The 18596-nt window shown below is 33.0% G+C and carries 17 protein-coding genes; all 17 read right to left on the reverse strand.

Annotated elements, in window-relative coordinates; genetic code table 11:
• Nucleotides 1–678: 678 nt before the first annotated feature.
• The 17 genes from M2419_RS11405 to M2419_RS11485 all read right to left on the reverse strand — a co-directional run bounded on the left by M2419_RS11405 (nucleotide 679) and on the right by M2419_RS11485 (nucleotide 18581).
• A complete protein-coding gene (locus tag M2419_RS11405) occupies nucleotides 679–1389 on the reverse strand; it encodes a hypothetical protein (RefSeq protein ID WP_259255092.1) in 711 nt (236 codons plus the stop codon).
• Between the two features lie 234 nt (nucleotides 1390–1623).
• Complete coding sequence (locus M2419_RS11410; RefSeq protein WP_259255093.1) at nucleotides 1624–2187, reverse strand: suppressor of fused domain protein; 564 nt, start codon at nucleotides 2185–2187, stop codon at nucleotides 1624–1626.
• A gap of 534 nt (nucleotides 2188–2721) precedes the next feature.
• On the reverse strand, nucleotides 2722–5100 hold the full coding sequence (locus M2419_RS11415) for a TonB-dependent receptor domain-containing protein (RefSeq protein WP_259255094.1): 2379 nt from the start codon (nucleotides 5098–5100) through the stop codon (nucleotides 2722–2724).
• Between the two features lie 65 nt (nucleotides 5101–5165).
• The gene (locus M2419_RS11420) at nucleotides 5166–5873 is read right to left on the reverse strand and encodes a LytTR family DNA-binding domain-containing protein (RefSeq protein WP_259255096.1); all 708 of its coding nucleotides are present in this window, start codon (nucleotides 5871–5873) and stop codon (nucleotides 5166–5168) included.
• A gap of 2 nt (nucleotides 5874–5875) precedes the next feature.
• The gene (locus M2419_RS11425; protein ID WP_259255097.1) at nucleotides 5876–6937 is read right to left on the reverse strand and encodes a sensor histidine kinase; all 1062 of its coding nucleotides are present in this window, start codon (nucleotides 6935–6937) and stop codon (nucleotides 5876–5878) included.
• Nucleotides 6927–7289 carry a hypothetical protein gene (locus M2419_RS11430; protein ID WP_259255098.1) on the reverse strand — a complete coding sequence of 121 codons (363 nt, stop codon included), beginning with the start codon at nucleotides 7287–7289 and terminating at the stop codon, nucleotides 6927–6929. Before M2419_RS11430 ends, M2419_RS11425 begins: the two co-directional genes overlap by 11 nt.
• On the reverse strand, nucleotides 7289–9466 hold the full coding sequence (locus tag M2419_RS11435) for a peptidase domain-containing ABC transporter (RefSeq protein WP_259255099.1): 2178 nt from the start codon (nucleotides 9464–9466) through the stop codon (nucleotides 7289–7291). The genes M2419_RS11430 and M2419_RS11435 overlap by 1 nt, the downstream gene beginning before the upstream one ends.
• Nucleotides 9456–12431, reverse strand: coding sequence for a lantibiotic dehydratase (locus M2419_RS11440; protein ID WP_259255100.1), 2976 nt, complete (start codon nucleotides 12429–12431; stop codon nucleotides 9456–9458). The genes M2419_RS11435 and M2419_RS11440 overlap by 11 nt, the downstream gene beginning before the upstream one ends.
• The gene (locus M2419_RS11445) at nucleotides 12428–13534 is read right to left on the reverse strand and encodes a lanthionine synthetase LanC family protein (protein ID WP_259255101.1); all 1107 of its coding nucleotides are present in this window, start codon (nucleotides 13532–13534) and stop codon (nucleotides 12428–12430) included. Before M2419_RS11445 ends, M2419_RS11440 begins: the two co-directional genes overlap by 4 nt.
• 1 nt (nucleotide 13535) lies before the next feature.
• Nucleotides 13536–13691 carry a hypothetical protein gene (locus tag M2419_RS11450; protein WP_259255102.1) on the reverse strand — a complete coding sequence of 52 codons (156 nt, stop codon included), beginning with the start codon at nucleotides 13689–13691 and terminating at the stop codon, nucleotides 13536–13538.
• A 210-nt stretch (nucleotides 13692–13901) separates the two neighbouring features.
• Nucleotides 13902–14057 carry a class I lanthipeptide gene (locus M2419_RS11455; RefSeq protein WP_259255103.1) on the reverse strand — a complete coding sequence of 52 codons (156 nt, stop codon included), beginning with the start codon at nucleotides 14055–14057 and terminating at the stop codon, nucleotides 13902–13904.
• A 102-nt stretch (nucleotides 14058–14159) separates the two neighbouring features.
• Complete coding sequence (locus M2419_RS11460) at nucleotides 14160–14315, reverse strand: class I lanthipeptide (RefSeq protein WP_259255103.1); 156 nt, start codon at nucleotides 14313–14315, stop codon at nucleotides 14160–14162.
• Nucleotides 14316–14416: 101 nt separating this feature from the next.
• Nucleotides 14417–14572 carry a class I lanthipeptide gene (locus M2419_RS11465; RefSeq protein ID WP_259255103.1) on the reverse strand — a complete coding sequence of 52 codons (156 nt, stop codon included), beginning with the start codon at nucleotides 14570–14572 and terminating at the stop codon, nucleotides 14417–14419.
• 1916 nt (nucleotides 14573–16488) lie between these two features.
• Nucleotides 16489–16842, reverse strand: a complete 354-nt coding sequence (locus M2419_RS11470) for a hypothetical protein (RefSeq protein WP_259255104.1) — start codon at nucleotides 16840–16842, stop codon at nucleotides 16489–16491.
• 181 nt (nucleotides 16843–17023) lie between these two features.
• Nucleotides 17024–17671, reverse strand: coding sequence for a DUF4279 domain-containing protein (locus M2419_RS11475; RefSeq protein WP_259255105.1), 648 nt, complete (start codon nucleotides 17669–17671; stop codon nucleotides 17024–17026).
• Nucleotides 17672–17680: 9 nt separating this feature from the next.
• Entirely contained in the window at nucleotides 17681–18088 is a 408-nt protein-coding gene (locus M2419_RS11480) for a hypothetical protein (protein WP_259255106.1), read from the reverse strand.
• A gap of 88 nt (nucleotides 18089–18176) precedes the next feature.
• On the reverse strand, nucleotides 18177–18581 hold the full coding sequence (locus M2419_RS11485) for a hypothetical protein (protein ID WP_259255107.1): 405 nt from the start codon (nucleotides 18579–18581) through the stop codon (nucleotides 18177–18179).
• Nucleotides 18582–18596: the final 15 nt, after the last annotated feature.

The following is an 18596-nucleotide window of genomic DNA, read 5'->3' on the forward strand; positions in this document are numbered from 1 at the left end:
AATTTGTCCAAGTTATTACAAATTCTTCACTTCAGTAGAACTATTTTAGATCGACAGCTGATTTTATAATAAAAACGTGAAAAAGATACCTTTCGAAAGGATGGTTAAACATAAAAATTTGGCGTCGTACAGTGAAAATCTAGGTTTTTAAAAACATTGGATGACGAAACAAAAAAAGTCACCTCTCACGACGGGCTTCTAAACTAAACTTAAACATATGATCCTCTCGTGGTTTGCCCATTTACGACGATGCTTACTTTAGCATCGGTGGCATTGTACAGTAATAATCTTTTTTATAACTATCTACATTCACTGACGCGAAACCCACGCTATATTCAAATAATGTAAAATCAAAACGAAAAGGAATAGATTCTTCAAAAAAAACTTTAAAATCTTCATATAACGGTTCCTCTATGAAATACAATTTTGAATCTTCAAATAGATATCGTTCATCTGTAATTTGTTCTCTAAATATTTCCTAAAATTTTTCATAAGGAATATGGGAAATATTTATAAATCCAAATACGTGTCTAGAATTTACTAAAGCTACCTCTAAAAAAACCTTATAATATAATTTGTCTTTTTCCATTTTGGTAATATTGAATTTACGGTATTGGTGAATAGCGAAAATGGGGAGGTAAAAGCCAAACAAGAGTAATTTTACCATTATTGCTATTGCTAAAATGGCATTGTTACCACTCGTGCATTATATTTACCTTTTTTAATCTCAAATAAAACTGCATACCCACCAGCCCCATCGCCATTAACAGAGGTGATGTATAAAATATCATTTGAGTCATCATAGTGGCATGATGCAAACTCGTTGTTTACATTAAATAGGTTCTCAATTTCCTTTGCTGGGATCTGGATAAATCTTCCCTTTATAGTAGCTTGAATAGAGGTGTAGTGGCTTGTAGGGATTTCGCCATCTGTTCCCCAGACCTGCTGCCCTCTAAATTTGTCTAAAATGGTATGCTCATCATATTCAGTCGACGAAAAATCACCTTTATTTTTTTCATAATCGAAGCTATGGGAATTTATTTGCACGGTTATATCTTTTGTCATAAATTTTGCTGTGCCTTCATCAAAAAATATATTAGGGATCTGCTTATAGGATTCTATATATTTAATTCTTGAATTGTGTACATACCCGGTGATGCTCTTATTATGGTTGTCGGTATAATCTACGATTACCCAATCACCGAACTTTTCATCAGGAAATGCATAAACAATTTCATCAGCAGCAATTTTTGAAACAACCGCACTATTAACTGTAGCTTGTTTCCTCACATTTACATAGCCGTCTTTGTCAAAGATTTTTGCAAATTGAGCCGAGGCAAATTGACATACTGTGAGAAAAAGTAGTACTAAAAGATATCTCTGATTCATTTGGTACAAAGTTATTTATTACCGATAATATTTTGCCCCCAAATTATTAAGATCTTGGACCACACGATCTTCCCATTACTTTATGAAAAAATATGCCATTTTCCATTGGGTGACCATATATTCTAATAACATAACCATCGCCTAATTCTTCTATCTTACATTAGTATCCAGTTTGCGCAGCTTGTATTGCAATAAACTGCATTATTCTTCCGTTAGGTCCGTAATCCTTTTAATTCAAACCAACGTGTCCCTGAATGGATCTAAATAATTTAATCCTCGTTCTTCAAATATTTCCTCAAGCTTTTCGGCACCATTTTCCTTTTTAAAAGCTACTTCCTCCTCCGTAATCGGCAGCAACCAATAGAAATGGACTAATTTATTATTATCAAGAGTAAGAATTTCGAGTTTGGGCCCGTCGAGATAAGGTAGCGAAATAAGGCCATAAGAGCAAGAAGAATCCAGACGCCATCCTCTTCCCCAGTTGATGGTATGCCAATGGCTCAGACTCGCGCCAAATTTATGATAATGTGCTACGACTATTAATGATTCAACTAATGTTTCATCTTGCTCACCAGAAAACATGTGCAGTTCGAGAGCAAATTCATCGTCCAAGCTGGACATGCCTATAGTGGCATAAGTCCACATGCTCCGTTCGGTTGTTGGGGGAAATTCCAAGATCCGAAAGTGATCGCCTAGATCCTTGTAAGGTCCTTTCTGCCAAGTCAATATATTATATCCTTGTCCCCAATTACAGGTGTAGTGTTCTAAAAGCTTTCGATGATATAAGGCTGTACCCATTTTAATTCAATTTATCAAAAAAAATCTACTCCAATAAAACTATTTCAAATTGACTATTGTTCTTATAATAGAAAACGGCTACAAGCTACCTTTCAAACGGAAGGTTCAACATAAAAATTGGCGTTGTACAGTGAAAATCCAATTGTCTTTAAAAACATTGGATGACGAAACAAAAAAGAGGAAACGATAGGAAACATAAAAATTACTGTACAAATAAACGCTAAGAGAAAGGGTCTGATGAGAATCAGGCCCTTTTGACGAAAAAAGCCACATCTCCCGATAAGTCCCGTTCACTGGGATCATCGATCCTTATAATCAAACGAATATTTGTGCAGCTAAGATTTTCTACACGCTACGTAGAGAATTGGTCAAATTCTGGGAACACTTGGTAAAACCGCCTCATGTTCTACAAATTGTCCATAAAAAAGCCACATCATATGATGTGGCTTTGAAATTTACAAATGACAAGCTCCTTTTGATTTAACAAAAAATAATTGCATAACAATTTTCATTAATTTTTCTTTATGCTCACCCTTAAATTCCAAGTCTTTCCTTTAAGGTTTTGTTTCCATCGTTTTCCAAACTTTTACTCTTTGATTTAGCTCCTGCAGAAAAATTGTATTTAAAACTGAGCGTAATTTTTCTCGTATCCCTTTTAAGATAACTTTGAGATATCGCTGGCAGGTCCTCTGTTTTTACTTTCACATTAGCATCATAGAAAAGGTCTGATACCGATAATTTTATAAACGCCTTTTTCCCAAAAAGAGATTTTCGGACGCCCAAGGTAGTGTTTGAAAAAGCGCCAATACTGTAAAGTCCATCCAAAAATGCTGTACTCCCAAAAAACACTGCTTCTACATTCCATCCTTTTGCTATCGAAAAACTGTTATAGAAACTTAGATTTCCATAATACTTTGACTTACTTTTGATCTCCCTATCCTGCAGTCCTGGATAACTAAATTTTAGATGATTACCCTCTAAATATAGATTGGAATTCCAAAATTTCACGAAATTGAAAGAACGAGAAGCACTCAGTATCCATTGATATTTATTATAGAAATTATCTGTAGTAAGCGTATATTTATATGTTTCAGGGTTATATAGATAATAATCGTTCAAACTATTATTTGTTATGATATAGTTTAAAGCAAGGTTAGTTTCCTTCAGACTGGCATTTATAGAAAGCTCATGATTAACTTCCGGAATTAATTTTGAATTTCCACGACTAACCGTGTAATTGTCTATGATAAATTCGTATGGTATCAATTTGCTGTACGAAGGTCTATTTATATTTTTTGCATAACCCGCAGAGAAAGTATAACTATCATTTAGCAAATAATCGAATCTCATTTTAGGTAAAAAATGGAAATAGTTTCTTTTGAGTTCCTGCTGAAGAGAAAGCTGATAGTCTGTATTTTCACCCCTTAATCCTAAGCTGAGGTTAACCTTTTCCGAAAATTTATATTCACCAAAAAGATAAAGGGCAAAAATAGATTCATTAAAACGGCTTTCCAAGGTATCAGTTTTATTAACCTGATTAAACAACTGTGTATTATCACTCTGCGTATGAACATATTTCGTTCCAACACTATACTTAAGTCTTTTATAATTCTTATCAAAATCTATGGCAAATGTCTTTGCATTAAATTTGGAATATGTATTATTAAAGGTATATCGCTTTTCACCTTCGATAATTTCCTCCAGTTTCTGATTTTTTTCATTTTCATATACTAAGACATCTCCAGAAAACTGAATCCGTGAATCCAACGTATCTAGTGTTCGAATATAATTGGTACCAAATGTATAATTGTTGATATCATATCTGATATCATTTCTGCTATCTATTTTCGATAAATTTCCATTTTCGTTTTTAGTAATAAAAACATTCCCAAGCCCATCGTATTTATTGTAATTTCTTCTAAAAGTAAGCGCCAATTTATCATTGTCAGATGGCTGATAGCCCATACCAACTGAATATGATCCGGAATTATAATTATTATCTGAAAAGTCTATATCTTGATTTAACGCTCCGATTTCTTTAGAATCTTTTATAAGTGATCTATTTTGATAACCTTTTTCAATCATTTTTTTTGTGTTATGATTTACATCGGCTTCAAAATAAATTTTCCCAAGATTTACACTAGCAGTTAAACCACCACTTCCCCCAGCTTTTATTCCTTTAAATAAACTTCCTTCTATTGAACCAATAATCCCTCTCGTCTTTTTCTTTTTGGTATAGATTTCAATAACAGCAGAAGTATTTCCATCATATTTAGAAGAAGGTGCCGTGATGATTTCTATTCTTTCAATTTTGTCACCTGACAACGTAGACAATACCATTTGCAAAGAAGTTTCTGGTATACGTTGCTTATCAAGGAAAACAGCTATGTTGGTTTTACCTTGAACTTTAATTTGATTATTGACAACCTGTACATAGGGGCTCATGCCCAATATAGCCATAACATCATTTCCCTGAGATATATCAGCCCCGTCCAGATTCAGTACGACACGATCCGTTTTATAATTTAATAATTTTTTTGTCCCAGTCACCTGAACCTCATCGAGGATGAGCTCATTTTTAATTAGAAAAATCGTGTCAACTTTAGAGGAAGTGCTGGAAATAATAATTTCACGCTCAGAACTTTTGTACCCTATCGCTGTGAATATCATTTTATATACTCCAGCATGAATATCCTTGAGCACAAATGAACCATCACCGGCAGACATTAACATTTTACTTGACTGATTGTCAGTAGGATCAATAATCTTTATAGATACCCCTTCTAAACTTTGTAATGATTTTTTATCTACAATAGTACCAGAATATATGTTTTGGCCTTTAGCATTTAGCGATATAAAGAAAATAGTTATCAGCAACAGTGTCCTCATTGTTTTATGTGTTAATTTCAACAAAAAAAAGACTTGAAATTTAAATCAAGTCTTTTTTTACACCAAACCCTATTTTCGGAGGACGAATACTAAATTTCGAGAACTTTCATCAGGTGTTCTTTATAGGATTCCCCGATAGGGAACAAGCGATCTGATCCTTCCAATTTCAGATGCCCGCCATTGAATGCTGTTATCTTTGAGATTGAAACAATAAAGGAACGGTGAATTCTAATAAAACCTGAATTCATTAAAGTAAACTCGAGATCTTTCATATTCATTAATGTCGTCAATTTGTTGTTCAAAAAAGATATTGATACATAATTTTTTAGTCCTTCTATATAAAGCACCTCATTGAGCTTTACTTTTAGATATTTGCCCTTTTGATCCCCTTTGACAAACAAAAAGTCTTTAACGAGTTTTGGAGTACTTGTGCTGCCGACATTGTTCCTTCTATTAAATTTGCTCACAGCAGTCATAAATCTTTCAAAGGTAACCGGCTTCAACAGATAATCCACGATGTCATTTTCGTACCCTTGAACCGCATACTCTTCAAATGCAGTGACCATAATAAATTTATGCTGCCCGTTTTTTATCCTGACAAACTCGAGCCCCGACAGCTCCTCCATATTGATATCTATGAAGACCAAATCTATGTCTTCATTTTTATCCAGATATTCCAGTGCCTGTAAAGGATTGTTAAAAGTTTTCTTCAGTTCAAGATGGGCTGTCTTATTGACATAACCAGCTAGTAATTCAACAATATGATGTTCATCATCAATTATAATACAAGTATTCATTATCAAATCCTTAATAATACTTCAAAAATATACCTGTCTCCGTCCACATAATTTTTATGCTCAAACCTGTCTTTGTAATATATTGTAAGTCTTCGAATCGTATTTTTTAATCCTATTCCCGAACTTTCATTATATTTTCTGGGTGTAACCGGGACATGGTTAATGCAAGTGAAATATAAATAATTTTCTTCGATTTTAAAAGATATAGCTATAGGTTTGTTTGGATCATGCAGTATACCATACTTAAAAGCATTTTCTATTACAGTAATGAAAATCAAAGGAATAACTTCAACATTTTTTAATAATGGGTCATAACTTAGTTTTACATGAATCTGATTGTTGAATCTGATTTTATAAATTTTAATCAAATTTTCTATATGTTCGAGTTCCTTTGATAACCGTACATAATGATTTTCCCCTTCAGTAGTTGACAACGAATAGCGCATGATATTCGAAAGCAAATAAATTGCCTCAGCAAGTTCAGGCGAATTGTTGACCGATTTACCATATAGGAAGCTTAAAGTATTATAAAGAAAATGTGGATTAATTTGGGCTTTAAGAAAATCTAGTTCCATCCTTGCCGTTAGAATCTCCTTACTCTGCTTTTCAATGAGAATTTCACTTTTTTCTTTTTCTACTTTTTGAAGTATGCCGGCACTTCTTTTAATAGTCCAATATCCAAAGGAGACAAGATATAACTGAAAATACAGATATCCTGATTCGATAAGAAATAGTTTTAATTGAAATCCCTGTTTTATACCGTATAAAAAGTTAATAAAAGGAATTTTGATTAGATAACGCATGATTAGATATAAAGCTAAACATGCAATAGATAAATAAACAGTTTTGAATAAATTTACTTTACAATAATTAAGGACATGAGCTGAATTTATATAAAAAACTAATGCCAACAATACATGAGATAGAAAAAAATCAACAAAATAAAAATCACTCTCAAGAATATATAATAACACTAATTTCAATAAAAAATATAAAGTCCAAAGAATAAGTTGGACTTTGATCGGTTCAAATTGTTTTTTCATTAAAAATTCATCAATACTCATCAAATATAATCGTTTTTTTATTTGAGAATTGAGTAAGATTGTTGTTTTGTGGAATAATACATAGGATACTATCATTCAGCTGCAGAATTTTCACGGGGTATCCTTCGATGTGGGCACGATCAGGGATTCGGCTCTTTGATAAATCCTTCCCATTTTCCTGACTGATAATTATAAATCCAAATTCCCTATTAACATATTCAATTTTGAACCTATCCATTTTAAGTGTGCTATCCTTTCTATTATATATCATTCCGTACACTATACCACTCATAACGAATACGACAATAAGCACGACTATTAAGGGCACTAGGGGGATTCTCCCAAGACTTCTATCTAATTCTTTTTTTTCCATTATGCACCTAGTTCTAATTGATTTTTTACTAACTGAAAATATTCAGTCTTTTGTTTAGTGAGCTCTTGGTGTGTGCCAGTTTCGACGATATAGCCATCCTTCATAACAATAATCTGATCAGCATTTTTTACCGTACTTAACCTATGTGCAATAACAAGGACTGTCTTCCCTTCGAAATAATTATCTAAATTTTCGGTGATCTTTTTCTCATTATTAGCATCAAGAGCACTCGTTGCCTCATCAAAAAAAAGATAATCTGGATTTTTGTAAACAGCTCTTGCTATTAGAATACGCTGTTTCTGTCCTGTGCTAATCCCAATTCCATTTGTCCCTAAAATAGTCTCGTAACCCATTGGCAATGAATGGATAAATTCATGGATATTAGCAATTTTCACCGCATCTTCCAATCTTTGGTAATCTATCTCAGCTTCATGGACCACGATATTATTTCTAATGGTATCTGTAAAAATAAACCCTTCCTGCATTACAGTCCCACATATTTTCCTCCATGAATGGTTTGATATAGAATTAATATTTACATCTTCAATCATGATTGTACCCATAGTGGGCTTATAGAATTTCAACAGGAGTTTTAAGAGCGTTGTTTTTCCACTCCCACTAGTACCAACGATTGCAGTAATCTTATTTGAAGGTATGATAAGGTTTATCCTATCCAATACATTTTTTTTGCCATCATAGGAGAATGAGACATCTTTAAGTATGATATCATTCGCTTTTGCTATATCGACATTATCGGATTCCAATTGGCTTTCATCTTCGTAATGATGTATATCATTAATTCTATCCATACTCATTTTAGCTTCTTGATAAGTTTGGATAAACTCAACAATCTGTACAACAGCGCCATTTAATTGACCTATAATAAAAGAAATTGAAAGCATCATGCCCAATGTCAGTTCCTGGTTCAAAACCAATCGGGCAGCCATGAACGTAATAAAGATATTTTTAAGCTCATTGATCAGGGCAGCTCCGGTAATCTGATGCTGTTTTAGCTCTATGCTATTTAAATTAATTTTGAATAATTCTACTTGCAATTTCTGCCACTGGGAAATCTTGCAGTTTTCGGCATTGTGAAGTTTAATTTCCTGCATTCCATAAATCAGCTCAATATTTTTATCCTGATTTGTTGATAGCTGGTTAAATCTCTTATAATCTATTAATGCACGTTTTCTAATAAAAAGACTGATCCATGTAAAATGCAAGATGCTTCCAACAAGAAAAATTAGAAATATAAGAGGATTGTAGTAAAATAGAACTCCTCCAAAAATAAAAAAGGCTAATAGTGTAAATACAATATTTAGTAATCCACTCGTAATAAAACTATCAACCCTTTGATGATCTAATATTCGTTGAAGAATATCACCCGCTAATTTCGAATCGAAAAACTTTAGTGGCAATTTCGTCAATTTATAAAAAAAGGTCGAAATAAGATTTAGGTTGACTCTTGTGCTGAGATGAATAAGTACTCTGGTCCGTATGACCTCTATAAGGGTCTTTCCGAAAAATAGAAAAATCTGCCCTAGAAGCATCAAGTAAATAAAAGAAAAAGACTTTCCAATGATCCCTATATCAATTATTTTCTGGTTGATAAAGGGCAGCGTCATTTGCATCAAACTTGTAAGTACCAGCGCCAAAATCAATACGAATATGGTTTTCTTATACTGAAAAAGGGTATCAAATACATGGTCGAAACTGATAGAACTTTTAGTTTCGATCCCTTCGGTGAAATCTCTAAAGTTCTCATTTGGTTCTAATAAGAGTAAGATTCCTTCACCTTCATCACTGAAGTACCTTTTAAATTCCGCATGTTTATACCTGATCCGACCTGCTGCTGGATCAGATATATACATATATTTTGAAGTGATCTTATATAACACGACAAAATGCTTTTGTTGCCAATATATTATACATGGACCTAAATCTTCTGTAATTAGATCCTGGAAACTGATCTTAATCGCATCAGACTCAAAACCGATTTTGATGGCAGCATTCCTTAATCCACCGATTGTGCTGCCCATACGATTAGTTCCTGAGACATCTCTCAAGTAATTGATGTCCATCTTCTTTCCATAGAAACAAGCTATAATTTTTAGACATGTTGGACCACAATCCATCACATCTTTCTGAATAAAATGTGGAAACTGCTTAAACAACATAATTATTTATTTTTATTAAGGATGTATAGCCTTTCTTCAACAAATAGTAAATCATATACTCTTTAGTCCTATCGAACTTAGCAAGATATCTGTTCACCGTCATATGAACAATCGAACGCATTAAGTTCTCAAATACAGTAGGAGAATTATTTTCTTTTATAATCTTGGCATGAATGGAAAACATGCTATCTTCCTCCGAATTTAAATGTAAAGAACGAATTAGGTCCTTACCTAATTCCCTAAAGATCAAATCTCCATTAACACGGTTTTCCTTTTTACCGAAATATCCAATATCATATATCAACCGCTCAAAAAAATCAAATTTCTCTTCCCAAGCATAAGCAAAAGAGTCCATAATTGCGTTAACGCGGATAGCTACGGCTTTTAGCTCATCATTTAATTCATCGTTGTAGTCATCATTCATACTATCTAAAAAATGAAGACTATCTTCATAAAATATGTTCTCTATTGATTCGATATTATGCTCACCATATCTTTCTATTTCACGCTCATATTCTTCGATGGACAGGCGCAGAATCTCTTCACTGGAAAGCTTCTCAGCAATCATATAACGACATCTCCATACTTCATCTAAACTTTTTAAGCAAATTCGTAGCCTGATATGGGTATCTGAATCTTCATATTTAATGAAGAAGAATTTTTCTAACATTCCGCTTTTTCGTAGCTCAGAGATGATAGGCTTCACTATTTTTACCAAATAAGTATCAAAATTACTTTCAGACATGTAAATTTTATAATATAGCCACTCTGAACTTAGCCTAAACTTCCTTTTTACATTTCCATTTTCACTGAACCTTTCGTTTCTTGGTATTTTTCTGATCTTTGAGTTTTCAACTTTCAGCACATATTGATTTGATACAGGGATGAATGTTCCATTATTTGATTGAGAAATTATATTCAGTTCTGGCCGCAGATGCTCCCTTAGAATTACTTTTTCCATTTTCTTTATCGATTCTTTAAGGATCGCAATTGAAATTTCATTATTTAAGTCAATAACAAGGTCATTGTCATTTTCTTTCAATTCGACGAACTGGGGCAATAGATACTTCTCCCTTAGAAAATGGACATCCTGGTCGTTTGACAATTCCAAAATCTCTTGAGAAGATAATTTCCAGGTAGCCGGGAAAACAATTATATCTTTTAAAATTACCCTCGGAAGAAACTCGAAGTTCTTTGAAAATTTTCCCCAGTAGAAGTATGCTCCTAAATTATTGTGTTGCGTCTGTACATCAACTAGAAATTCATATAATTTAAGTGTATTATAACTGGTGTTGTGGGCAGAAATAATTTTAGGACTTAGAAATCGACCCATCTTTTTACTTCTTAAATAAACAAAATCATCTATTACAGAAACCATAATATCATCTAATGGAATTGTATGCTCTGGATTCTTATATGAATTTGATAAAAATGGAATTTCATAATCCAACGAAAAATCTCTATTTAAAATGTTAGCGACTCGATTGTCAGGAAGATGTGAGAGATCGCAAAAAAGTAGATCAGGATTTCTCTCTCTTTCATAGTCTGCAATATTTTTAAGTTCCTCTTTGAATTGACTTCCTAAATGAGAAAATCTTCCTAGAATGTTCCCTGCACTCATACCTCCAAAACTCTCGATAAGAAGATTTTTACCATCATGATTTAACGCCTTAACCACTAAAGTTGAGGTAGTTGGATATGCATACTTGTGAAGAGGGAAATCGTTGATATCACTTTCTTTTAGCTCTATTTCATACTTGTTGTTTATATGAGCGTCAACTAACTTTTTTAATAGAAAATCTTCGATAAAACAATCTGTTTCATCGGAAATATTATTTTCAAAATTATATCCAATTCCTAGTTCAGGATCCAGCACTTCCAATAGAGACACCTCTCTAGTTTCAAATTTTTGGAAAAACTTCCTGGCAAATAATTGCATTTTTTCGCGATAAATAGGCTTGGATAGTCGACAGAAAATAGGCAAAATTCTTTCTATTTCTTCTATAGTTTTTGGTGACAATCCACCAGATTCCAACTCACGATAGCTATCGACCTGAAACAATTTCTTTTTGGTCAGATCAAGTCCAAGTTCGATAAGAATTTCCTCTATTTCCTTATATTTTGAAATATTTTCCTGTTGTTTTTCATAATCTATATCTTCTATTATCCGAATAACTCGGGTCAGAGACGATTTAATAATTGTTAATGTGGATTTTAATGACTCCTTCTTGCTTAGGGTGTCTAGCAGATCATACAGAAAATTTCCTCCAATTATTCTCGGCTCAAGTTCACTTACAATAATTTGTGAAGAAATTAAACTATTTATGTATTCATCAGTTTCCTCGACTGAAAACCCGAAATTTTGGATAGTTGCCCTAATTTCTACATATTCAACAAAAGTATTTCTACAAAGATTATATACAGCTTTCAGATATTCGTCCAGTTCGACAGATGAAATATTAAATTTCTTCCTAAACCCAGATATTTTTCCTTCATAGTATCTTAAACTACCTCTTAATATATAAGAGGTCGAATTTAAAGTAAACCTGAGGTTTTCTCTTACCCCATCTTTTGATAATATCAGCTCTTTTAGTTCGCAAAGAACATCCATATCCAATCTCGTTTTCTGTTTTAACTTGCCTAAAACTATCTTTTCTGACTCGTTTGGCAAATTTGCCCCTAATGTTACAGAAGAGAATTTTCCGAATGGAGTTGATCTCGTGGATGCCCTAAGTATATATTTAGCTAATTTTTGTACTAATCTTCTATTTCTCCTAATAGCAGTATAGTTAAACTCAAGTTTTTCTAGTTCACTATACAAATCTGCAGAGGCTAGATAAAGGCTTTCTACAAACTGTTTGTCATTTATGAATTTAGATAAATCATCTTCGGTTAATGAATTGATGTATGTAAAAGAAGGAGTTCTAACTAACAGGCTATCTTTTTGTACTTGATAATCTTTCATAAAAAAAATAAATTTAAAAAATCATTATGGGGTTCTCTTTCTATCATAGCTAAAGTAAGACAAACTCCTGCGCCCCCATTTAGGAGAGATTTTTGCTTCAGTTCTGCGCTATTGTTACTACTTAAAAAATTTTCAACTGAGATACTATACGACTGACCCAGACTAATAGTATTCATATTAAAATTGACGTGCTTCACGGCTTGACGAATGAGAAATTTAGACGATAAACCATGGCAAAGGAAAATATTTTTCTGATCCTCAACCAGCGGTCTTTCCGCAATTGATTGAATAGCATTTTTCAAATTCGGGTATATAAGATTTAAATCTGTCAATGTTGAACATTTTAAAACAAAATTCACTATGCCAAGATCTCCATAACACCAGCCACTTATTGCTGAATAATCATAACTTCTAGTTTCCATATCATACTTTATTGGAAAAACATTTGCACTCTCATCTGTAAGATTTAATTGCTGATCCTCAAAAAGCTTTAAAAAGTCAACTAAAATATTATTGATAAGGTCGGTAAAGACCCCTTTTTCTAATAAATTGATCAAAATATTACCTAAACCGGCATAACCATGAGCTATACCAAAATCAACAGTATGCTTTCCTATAAATGGATTTATAATTAAATCATTTACTTCGTGTTTTTTTATTCTTTCGTTTAATTGAATCAATACACTTTCGAGCAATTCTGTATTCACTGAACCTACAGAAAAAGCTGCAAGCATTCCTCCTGCACCGTATAAATTATCCCAAATATTTCTATTTGCTAAATATAACAGCTCTTCGCCCAGTGTATCAATCACATCGTCAAAATCAGGAAATTGAAGAAATGAAAGCTCTTCTTTACTAGACAAATACCCATAAATTGCGTATATTCCAGCTAGGCCATCTATATAATTTAGGGTCAAGGGATTTGTATGTTCGATACTATTGATCAGAGAGTTGTTCAGAGTCGTTAGATCTTTCCTTTTGATAAAAGTATAACCCTTCAAGTATAGAATACAACATAATAAAAAGTATCCTCCCTCGCCATCGATTCCAAGATTTTCTGATTGCCTTCTATCTAATCCTCTGAACAATTTCTCTAACAACATATTAATAATTTTTTGTTATGTCCTGCTCTAGCGCTGTAGTCAACATTGTTGGAATAGTACCAAAGTCATTCATTTTTGAATTCCCTGCTGCCACAAATTGAGATTCATTTTCGCGAAGTATTGGATATTTTCTGATAAGAAGTTGGATTTTTTTCATAATTTTTTCAGTTTGGTAAAGCACCCCTGTATGGGGTGCTCTATTGGTCTATCAAGTGATTGCATTCAATGGACATGGAGAAATTTTAATGAAGTAATCCTCCTCATATTACTCCCCTTTTACCTCCTTTGAGTTTAAGGATTGGTCCATTGATCTTCTTATTAAACAATGATTTAAGAAATCAATGTCTTTAAGTTTTTTTGTATAATACTAGGAAAGCGTTTCTTTTTCTTTAATAGTACACGATGACGATTTGAATACACATACATCACCTGCCGCAGCTTGTCCGCCTTGAATTTGGTCTAAGATACTTTCATTCAGCTTCGCTACATTTTTCTTGTTAATTTTTAATTTTTTTGAATTCATGATAATTTGATTTATAAATTTGTCCCTACTCTAACTGCTTTTCGGGTCCCGCTTATTTTTCTTCCTTTTTAAGAATCAGTCTCCTTATGTTTTTGTATAATACTAGGAAAGTGTTTCTTTTTCTTTAATAGTACACGATGATGATTTGAATACACATACATCACCTGCCGCAGCTTGTCCGCCCTGAATTTGGTCTAAGATACTTTCATTCAGCTTCGCTACATTTTTCTTATTGATTTTTAATTTTTTTGAATTCATGATAATTTGATTTGTAAATTTGTCCCTACTCTAACTACTTTTCGGGTCACGCTTATTTTTCTTCCTTTTTAAGAATCAGTCTCCTTATGTTTTGTATAATACTAGGAAAGAGTTTCTTTTTCTTTAATAGTACATGATGATGATTTGAATACACATACATCACCTGCCGCAGCTTGTCCGCCCTGAATTTGGTCTAAGATACTTTCGTTCAGCTTCGCTACATTTTTCTTGTTGATTTTTAATTTTTTTGAATTCATGATAATTTGATTTATAAATTTGTCCCTACTCTAACTGCTTTTCGGGTCCCGCAATAATTTTGATATACGAATGTAGTAGCTTAAAAAAATTGCACATTATTTTTTACACTAAATCCGAATATCCGCTGATAAAACCAGCGTTTGAATAAATTAATATCTTTCAAGAAAGACCAAAGATCTGGAAAGCTCAGCGAACCGGGAGGTGAAAGTTTATTTGGTAAATAAAGTCTAGCTATAACATGTATACACTATGACATTTAAAATATTACCGCAATCTATAATATAATACTACCCAAATATTGGACAACTGTATAAATGTTTAGATTAGCAGTTGAAGATGGAAAAAAGAATACAGGAAATTTAGTGCAAGCTTTAAGGCGAAAGTTGACATAGAAGGGATCAAAGAAAAACAGACTATCCAAGAGCTGGCGGCCAAGTACGAGCTCCAACCTACACAGATCAATACTTGTAAACGCGAGTTTCTGGATAATGCAGAATCTGTCTTTACCGCTGACAAATATCTTTATTTTATTGTGTTAGTTTTTTTCATCTAAATAATTTGTTCCCAATAGATGATGAAGGTATCATGATCATTTCCATCTATGCCAAAAGTTATTAAACTCATCCGAATAACAGGTTGTAATAATTGATAAAATCAGAATTTTATATTTTACAACATTGACAGACATAACTCGTTAAACTATAATTCATTTAATTAAAGCCCTTTAAAGGATGATATGTCTTTAATTTTAGTCAGCTCATTAGTATCTAAATATTTGAATGCGCTAACGAAGGGCCGATAAGATTAGAAAAGCGTATGCACAATAAACTACAAAGACCTCCCTCTCATCTCAATAGAAAGGCGGTTTTTGTTTATGGAATAATAATTAAAAGGATCCCTGTTCAATTATTTTCTTTAGCATTCCTATTTTAAGCTTTTTCTTCTCACCAACGTCCTTTCGCCGAAATTTAAATAAATCAAAAGATGGCTCTGGCTGAAAAAATCGTCTGCAGAACTACCATTAGTTTCAATGTTAAAAGTTTGGCAAAAGTCTTCGAAAAACTCATAACCGTCGTCTGTTAAATTAACAAAATAAATATCATCCGATACTGGAGATACACGATTCCATTTTCTAACATCGTTCATAATTATTTATATCTGAATTTGGTCTCTTTATGTTTATTAGCAGTATTGTAAATTTCTAAAGGATTCAAATTACTTAATGATGTTCTGTATTAACGTAAATTCAACCCAATTTATCAAAAAATAATTTACTTAAATAAAACTATTTCAAACCGACTATTGTTTTTACAATACAAAACGGCTACAAGCTACCTTTTTGAAAAAAAGGTTCAACATAAAAATTCGCGTCGTACAGTGAAAATCCAATAGTCGTTAAAAACATTGGATGACGAAACAAAAAAGAGGAAACGATAGGAAACATAATAATTACTGTACAAATAAACGCTAAGAGAAAGGGTCTGATGAGAATCAGGCCCTTTTGACGTTAAAATGTATTCATGCAGATATCAACTTATCCCCAATCACAATTTTCAATCAATATTTAGACAGTAATTAGTCACTGGTTATTCGGTTTACATTGAGTGATCACTGAACAATCACTGAACGACCACTGAACAAACATTGTTTAAATACCAAATTTGATCCCTCTTTGAATCGCATTTGCCGCAAAAAAAATTAAAAGAATGGAGAGGAGCTAAAACAGAAAAAGCCACATCCGTAGACATGGCTTCTAAACTAAATTTAAACATATGATTCACTAGTGATCTGACCTTATACCGATCTTGGCAGATCACTAGTTATTAAATACTATTTATACGAATTGATCGATTTGGATACTTTCCAGTCATTCCCCGTACGCTCCAAATTAACCAGGTCAGTCTTGATAAAGTTTTCAAATTTCAAAGTTACTTGAGCGACCATATAATCTGCTGATTCTTCTAAGACGTCTGTGCTTACTGTACAGTTCACCTTTTTGTTTTTTCAGTGATTTGATAACTGCTTCACGGCTGTTAAACTGTGCATTGGAAGCTTGGATTTTTTGATTGAAATCTTCGGCGAATAACTGCTCTACCCCTGCTGATTCGCCTTCGGTAGTGACCGCAACATAATGCTCCAAGGCTAAGTCTGCTGTTGAAAGGTTAACGTTAACTTTTACTGTTTTTGAACCTGGTCCTTCAGCTGCCATGGCGAAAGAAGATACTGCGATTAAAGCTGCTGCTGCGAATGTTTTTACTAGAGTTTTCATAATGTCTTTATTTTATATTGTTAGTTTTTAGTTCTTATTTGTTGACTCAAAACTACAACACAATACGCCCCTAGTCTACGGGCTTTAGACCAACGATCGGGAAAACTCGGTGAATAGCGGGAATGGGGAGGTGAAAAATTTCTATTAGGTTCCGCTTATAAAGGAATCTTTGAAATCACATTTAGGATCGATAGAGATTCCCCGACACATTAAAATTAAAGTCTATGGACAGACCGAGATCATTCAAATCTTTAATATTCATTTCGTTCAAGTTAGGCCCTCCGATCATTCCGTTTCCATTATGATAGTTCATAACCACCTGTATATATCCATCAGCCTTTTTTGAAAGGGCTTCAATTCCCCCCTTGTCTTTTTTTAATTCAGAAATCAATTCATTGAGTTTAGATTCAAAATCGTTTGGCTTTTTATTAGGCTCGATAATGATACCGCTAGACGTATAGCTGGTCTTTCCAGATTGTTTTATATCACCTTTATTCCAGCTTTCTGAAATTTCTAAGTGTGTATACTGTTTTAGTTCGGCTTCACTCAATACTGCCGAGGTCGCTTTAAAATATATTTCAATATCAGGTTCAGTGGAAATCCCGGTAATCTGGTCCTTATCAGAATCTATGTAAAACACCAGATAAAACCGCTCATTTTCTACTGGAATAAAGACGCTGATCTTGTTTTGGGTTACCGCTACGTTATCAATTTGGACACTGTTCTGAAATAAAACTGGTGAATGAATTTCCATAAATTGTTCGGTAACTCCCCATTCCATGGTTTTCAATTCAAACTTAACAAGATCCTGAATACGTTCTATAGTCATATATCTTAACTAATTAACATGTGTATGCACCTCTTCCTCGCTTAACCAGCGAAATGTAGCAGGTTCATCCGAAAGTACCTCAATCACATTTTCTAGATTACAGATAACAAAATGCTCTATATTTTTTCTTTCTAAAATATCATAGCTGCCTTCAATAACTGAATCCAAATAGCTTGAACATGTAGACCGAGCGAAACCTCGAAACTCGTCGTTCTCATTAACCATCTTCATTAAGGCCAAGTCGATGGTGACTTTATAAGAAACAAAATACTCAAATTTTATTTCAAGAATTTGAGCATGGTCAACCAAGTTCTTTAGAAGAATAATTATTTCGCTGTATTCTACATACATCTTATAAAAAAATAAATCTTGGGGAAAGTCTATATCAATAGCCCATTTTTCATATCGATCTTTCACATTCTACTAGCTAAATTTTGTTTCTCTAACTTTTTCCTTTCCAAATTCAATTTGAGCCGTCGATGTCAGTCATATAGGACCATCCTAACTATTTATCCAAATTTTCAATTTCTTTTTTGAAATCAGCTAATAAAGAATAAAATCTAGATTTCAATAGCTCGCTTTTTCTTTTATTGTCCATAACAATTTCATTAAAATAGATCGCATCAACCCAAATATTTAAATTATTAGTATTTGTTTCAAGAAAGAAATCATAGGCTTTTTCAATATCTGACAATTCGAAACTTGAATATGCATCTTTAGAATTGGATAATTGCATAGCTTTCAGTAATAGCTGACTTGACCTTGAATCCATTTTATAGCAATTACTCAATTGATCAAAATTTGCCAGGAATGACAAGTCATTACCAACTTCACGCTGAAGTAGATTTAATGCTCCATCTAAAGAATCTTCAAAACTTTTCAACGCTATCAAGTGCTTTTTAATATCCATTGCTTGTTCTTACTT

It is taken from the genome of Sphingobacterium sp. BIGb0116, from assembly GCF_024808035.1.
GTDB classification, from domain to species: domain Bacteria; phylum Bacteroidota; class Bacteroidia; order Sphingobacteriales; family Sphingobacteriaceae; genus Sphingobacterium; species Sphingobacterium paramultivorum.

Excerpts from the sequence above, each read along its gene's own strand:
- M2419_RS11405 (WP_259255092.1), bottom strand. The coding sequence starts at position 1,389 with ATGAATCAGAGATATCTTTTAGTACTACTTTTTCTCACAGTATGTCAA.
- M2419_RS11410 (WP_259255093.1), bottom strand. The coding sequence starts at position 2,187 with ATGGGTACAGCCTTATATCATCGAAAGCTTTTAGAACACTACACCTGT.
- M2419_RS11420 (WP_259255096.1), bottom strand. The coding sequence starts at position 5,873 with ATGAATACTTGTATTATAATTGATGATGAACATCATATTGTTGAATTA.
- M2419_RS11425 (WP_259255097.1), bottom strand. The coding sequence starts at position 6,937 with ATGAGTATTGATGAATTTTTAATGAAAAAACAATTTGAACCGATCAAA.
- M2419_RS11430 (WP_259255098.1), bottom strand. The coding sequence starts at position 7,289 with ATGGAAAAAAAAGAATTAGATAGAAGTCTTGGGAGAATCCCCCTAGTG.
- M2419_RS11435 (WP_259255099.1), bottom strand. The coding sequence starts at position 9,466 with ATGTTGTTTAAGCAGTTTCCACATTTTATTCAGAAAGATGTGATGGAT.
- M2419_RS11440 (WP_259255100.1), bottom strand. The coding sequence starts at position 12,431 with ATGAAAGATTATCAAGTACAAAAAGATAGCCTGTTAGTTAGAACTCCT.
- M2419_RS11445 (WP_259255101.1), bottom strand. The coding sequence starts at position 13,534 with ATGTTGTTAGAGAAATTGTTCAGAGGATTAGATAGAAGGCAATCAGAA.
- M2419_RS11450 (WP_259255102.1), bottom strand. The coding sequence starts at position 13,691 with ATGAAAAAAATCCAACTTCTTATCAGAAAATATCCAATACTTCGCGAA.
- M2419_RS11455 (WP_259255103.1), bottom strand. The coding sequence starts at position 14,057 with ATGAATTCAAAAAAATTAAAAATTAACAAGAAAAATGTAGCGAAGCTG.
- M2419_RS11460 (WP_259255103.1), bottom strand. The coding sequence starts at position 14,315 with ATGAATTCAAAAAAATTAAAAATCAATAAGAAAAATGTAGCGAAGCTG.
- M2419_RS11465 (WP_259255103.1), bottom strand. The coding sequence starts at position 14,572 with ATGAATTCAAAAAAATTAAAAATCAACAAGAAAAATGTAGCGAAGCTG.
- M2419_RS11470 (WP_259255104.1), bottom strand. The coding sequence starts at position 16,842 with ATGAAAACTCTAGTAAAAACATTCGCAGCAGCAGCTTTAATCGCAGTA.
- M2419_RS11475 (WP_259255105.1), bottom strand. The coding sequence starts at position 17,671 with ATGACTATAGAACGTATTCAGGATCTTGTTAAGTTTGAATTGAAAACC.
- M2419_RS11485 (WP_259255107.1), bottom strand. The coding sequence starts at position 18,581 with ATGGATATTAAAAAGCACTTGATAGCGTTGAAAAGTTTTGAAGATTCT.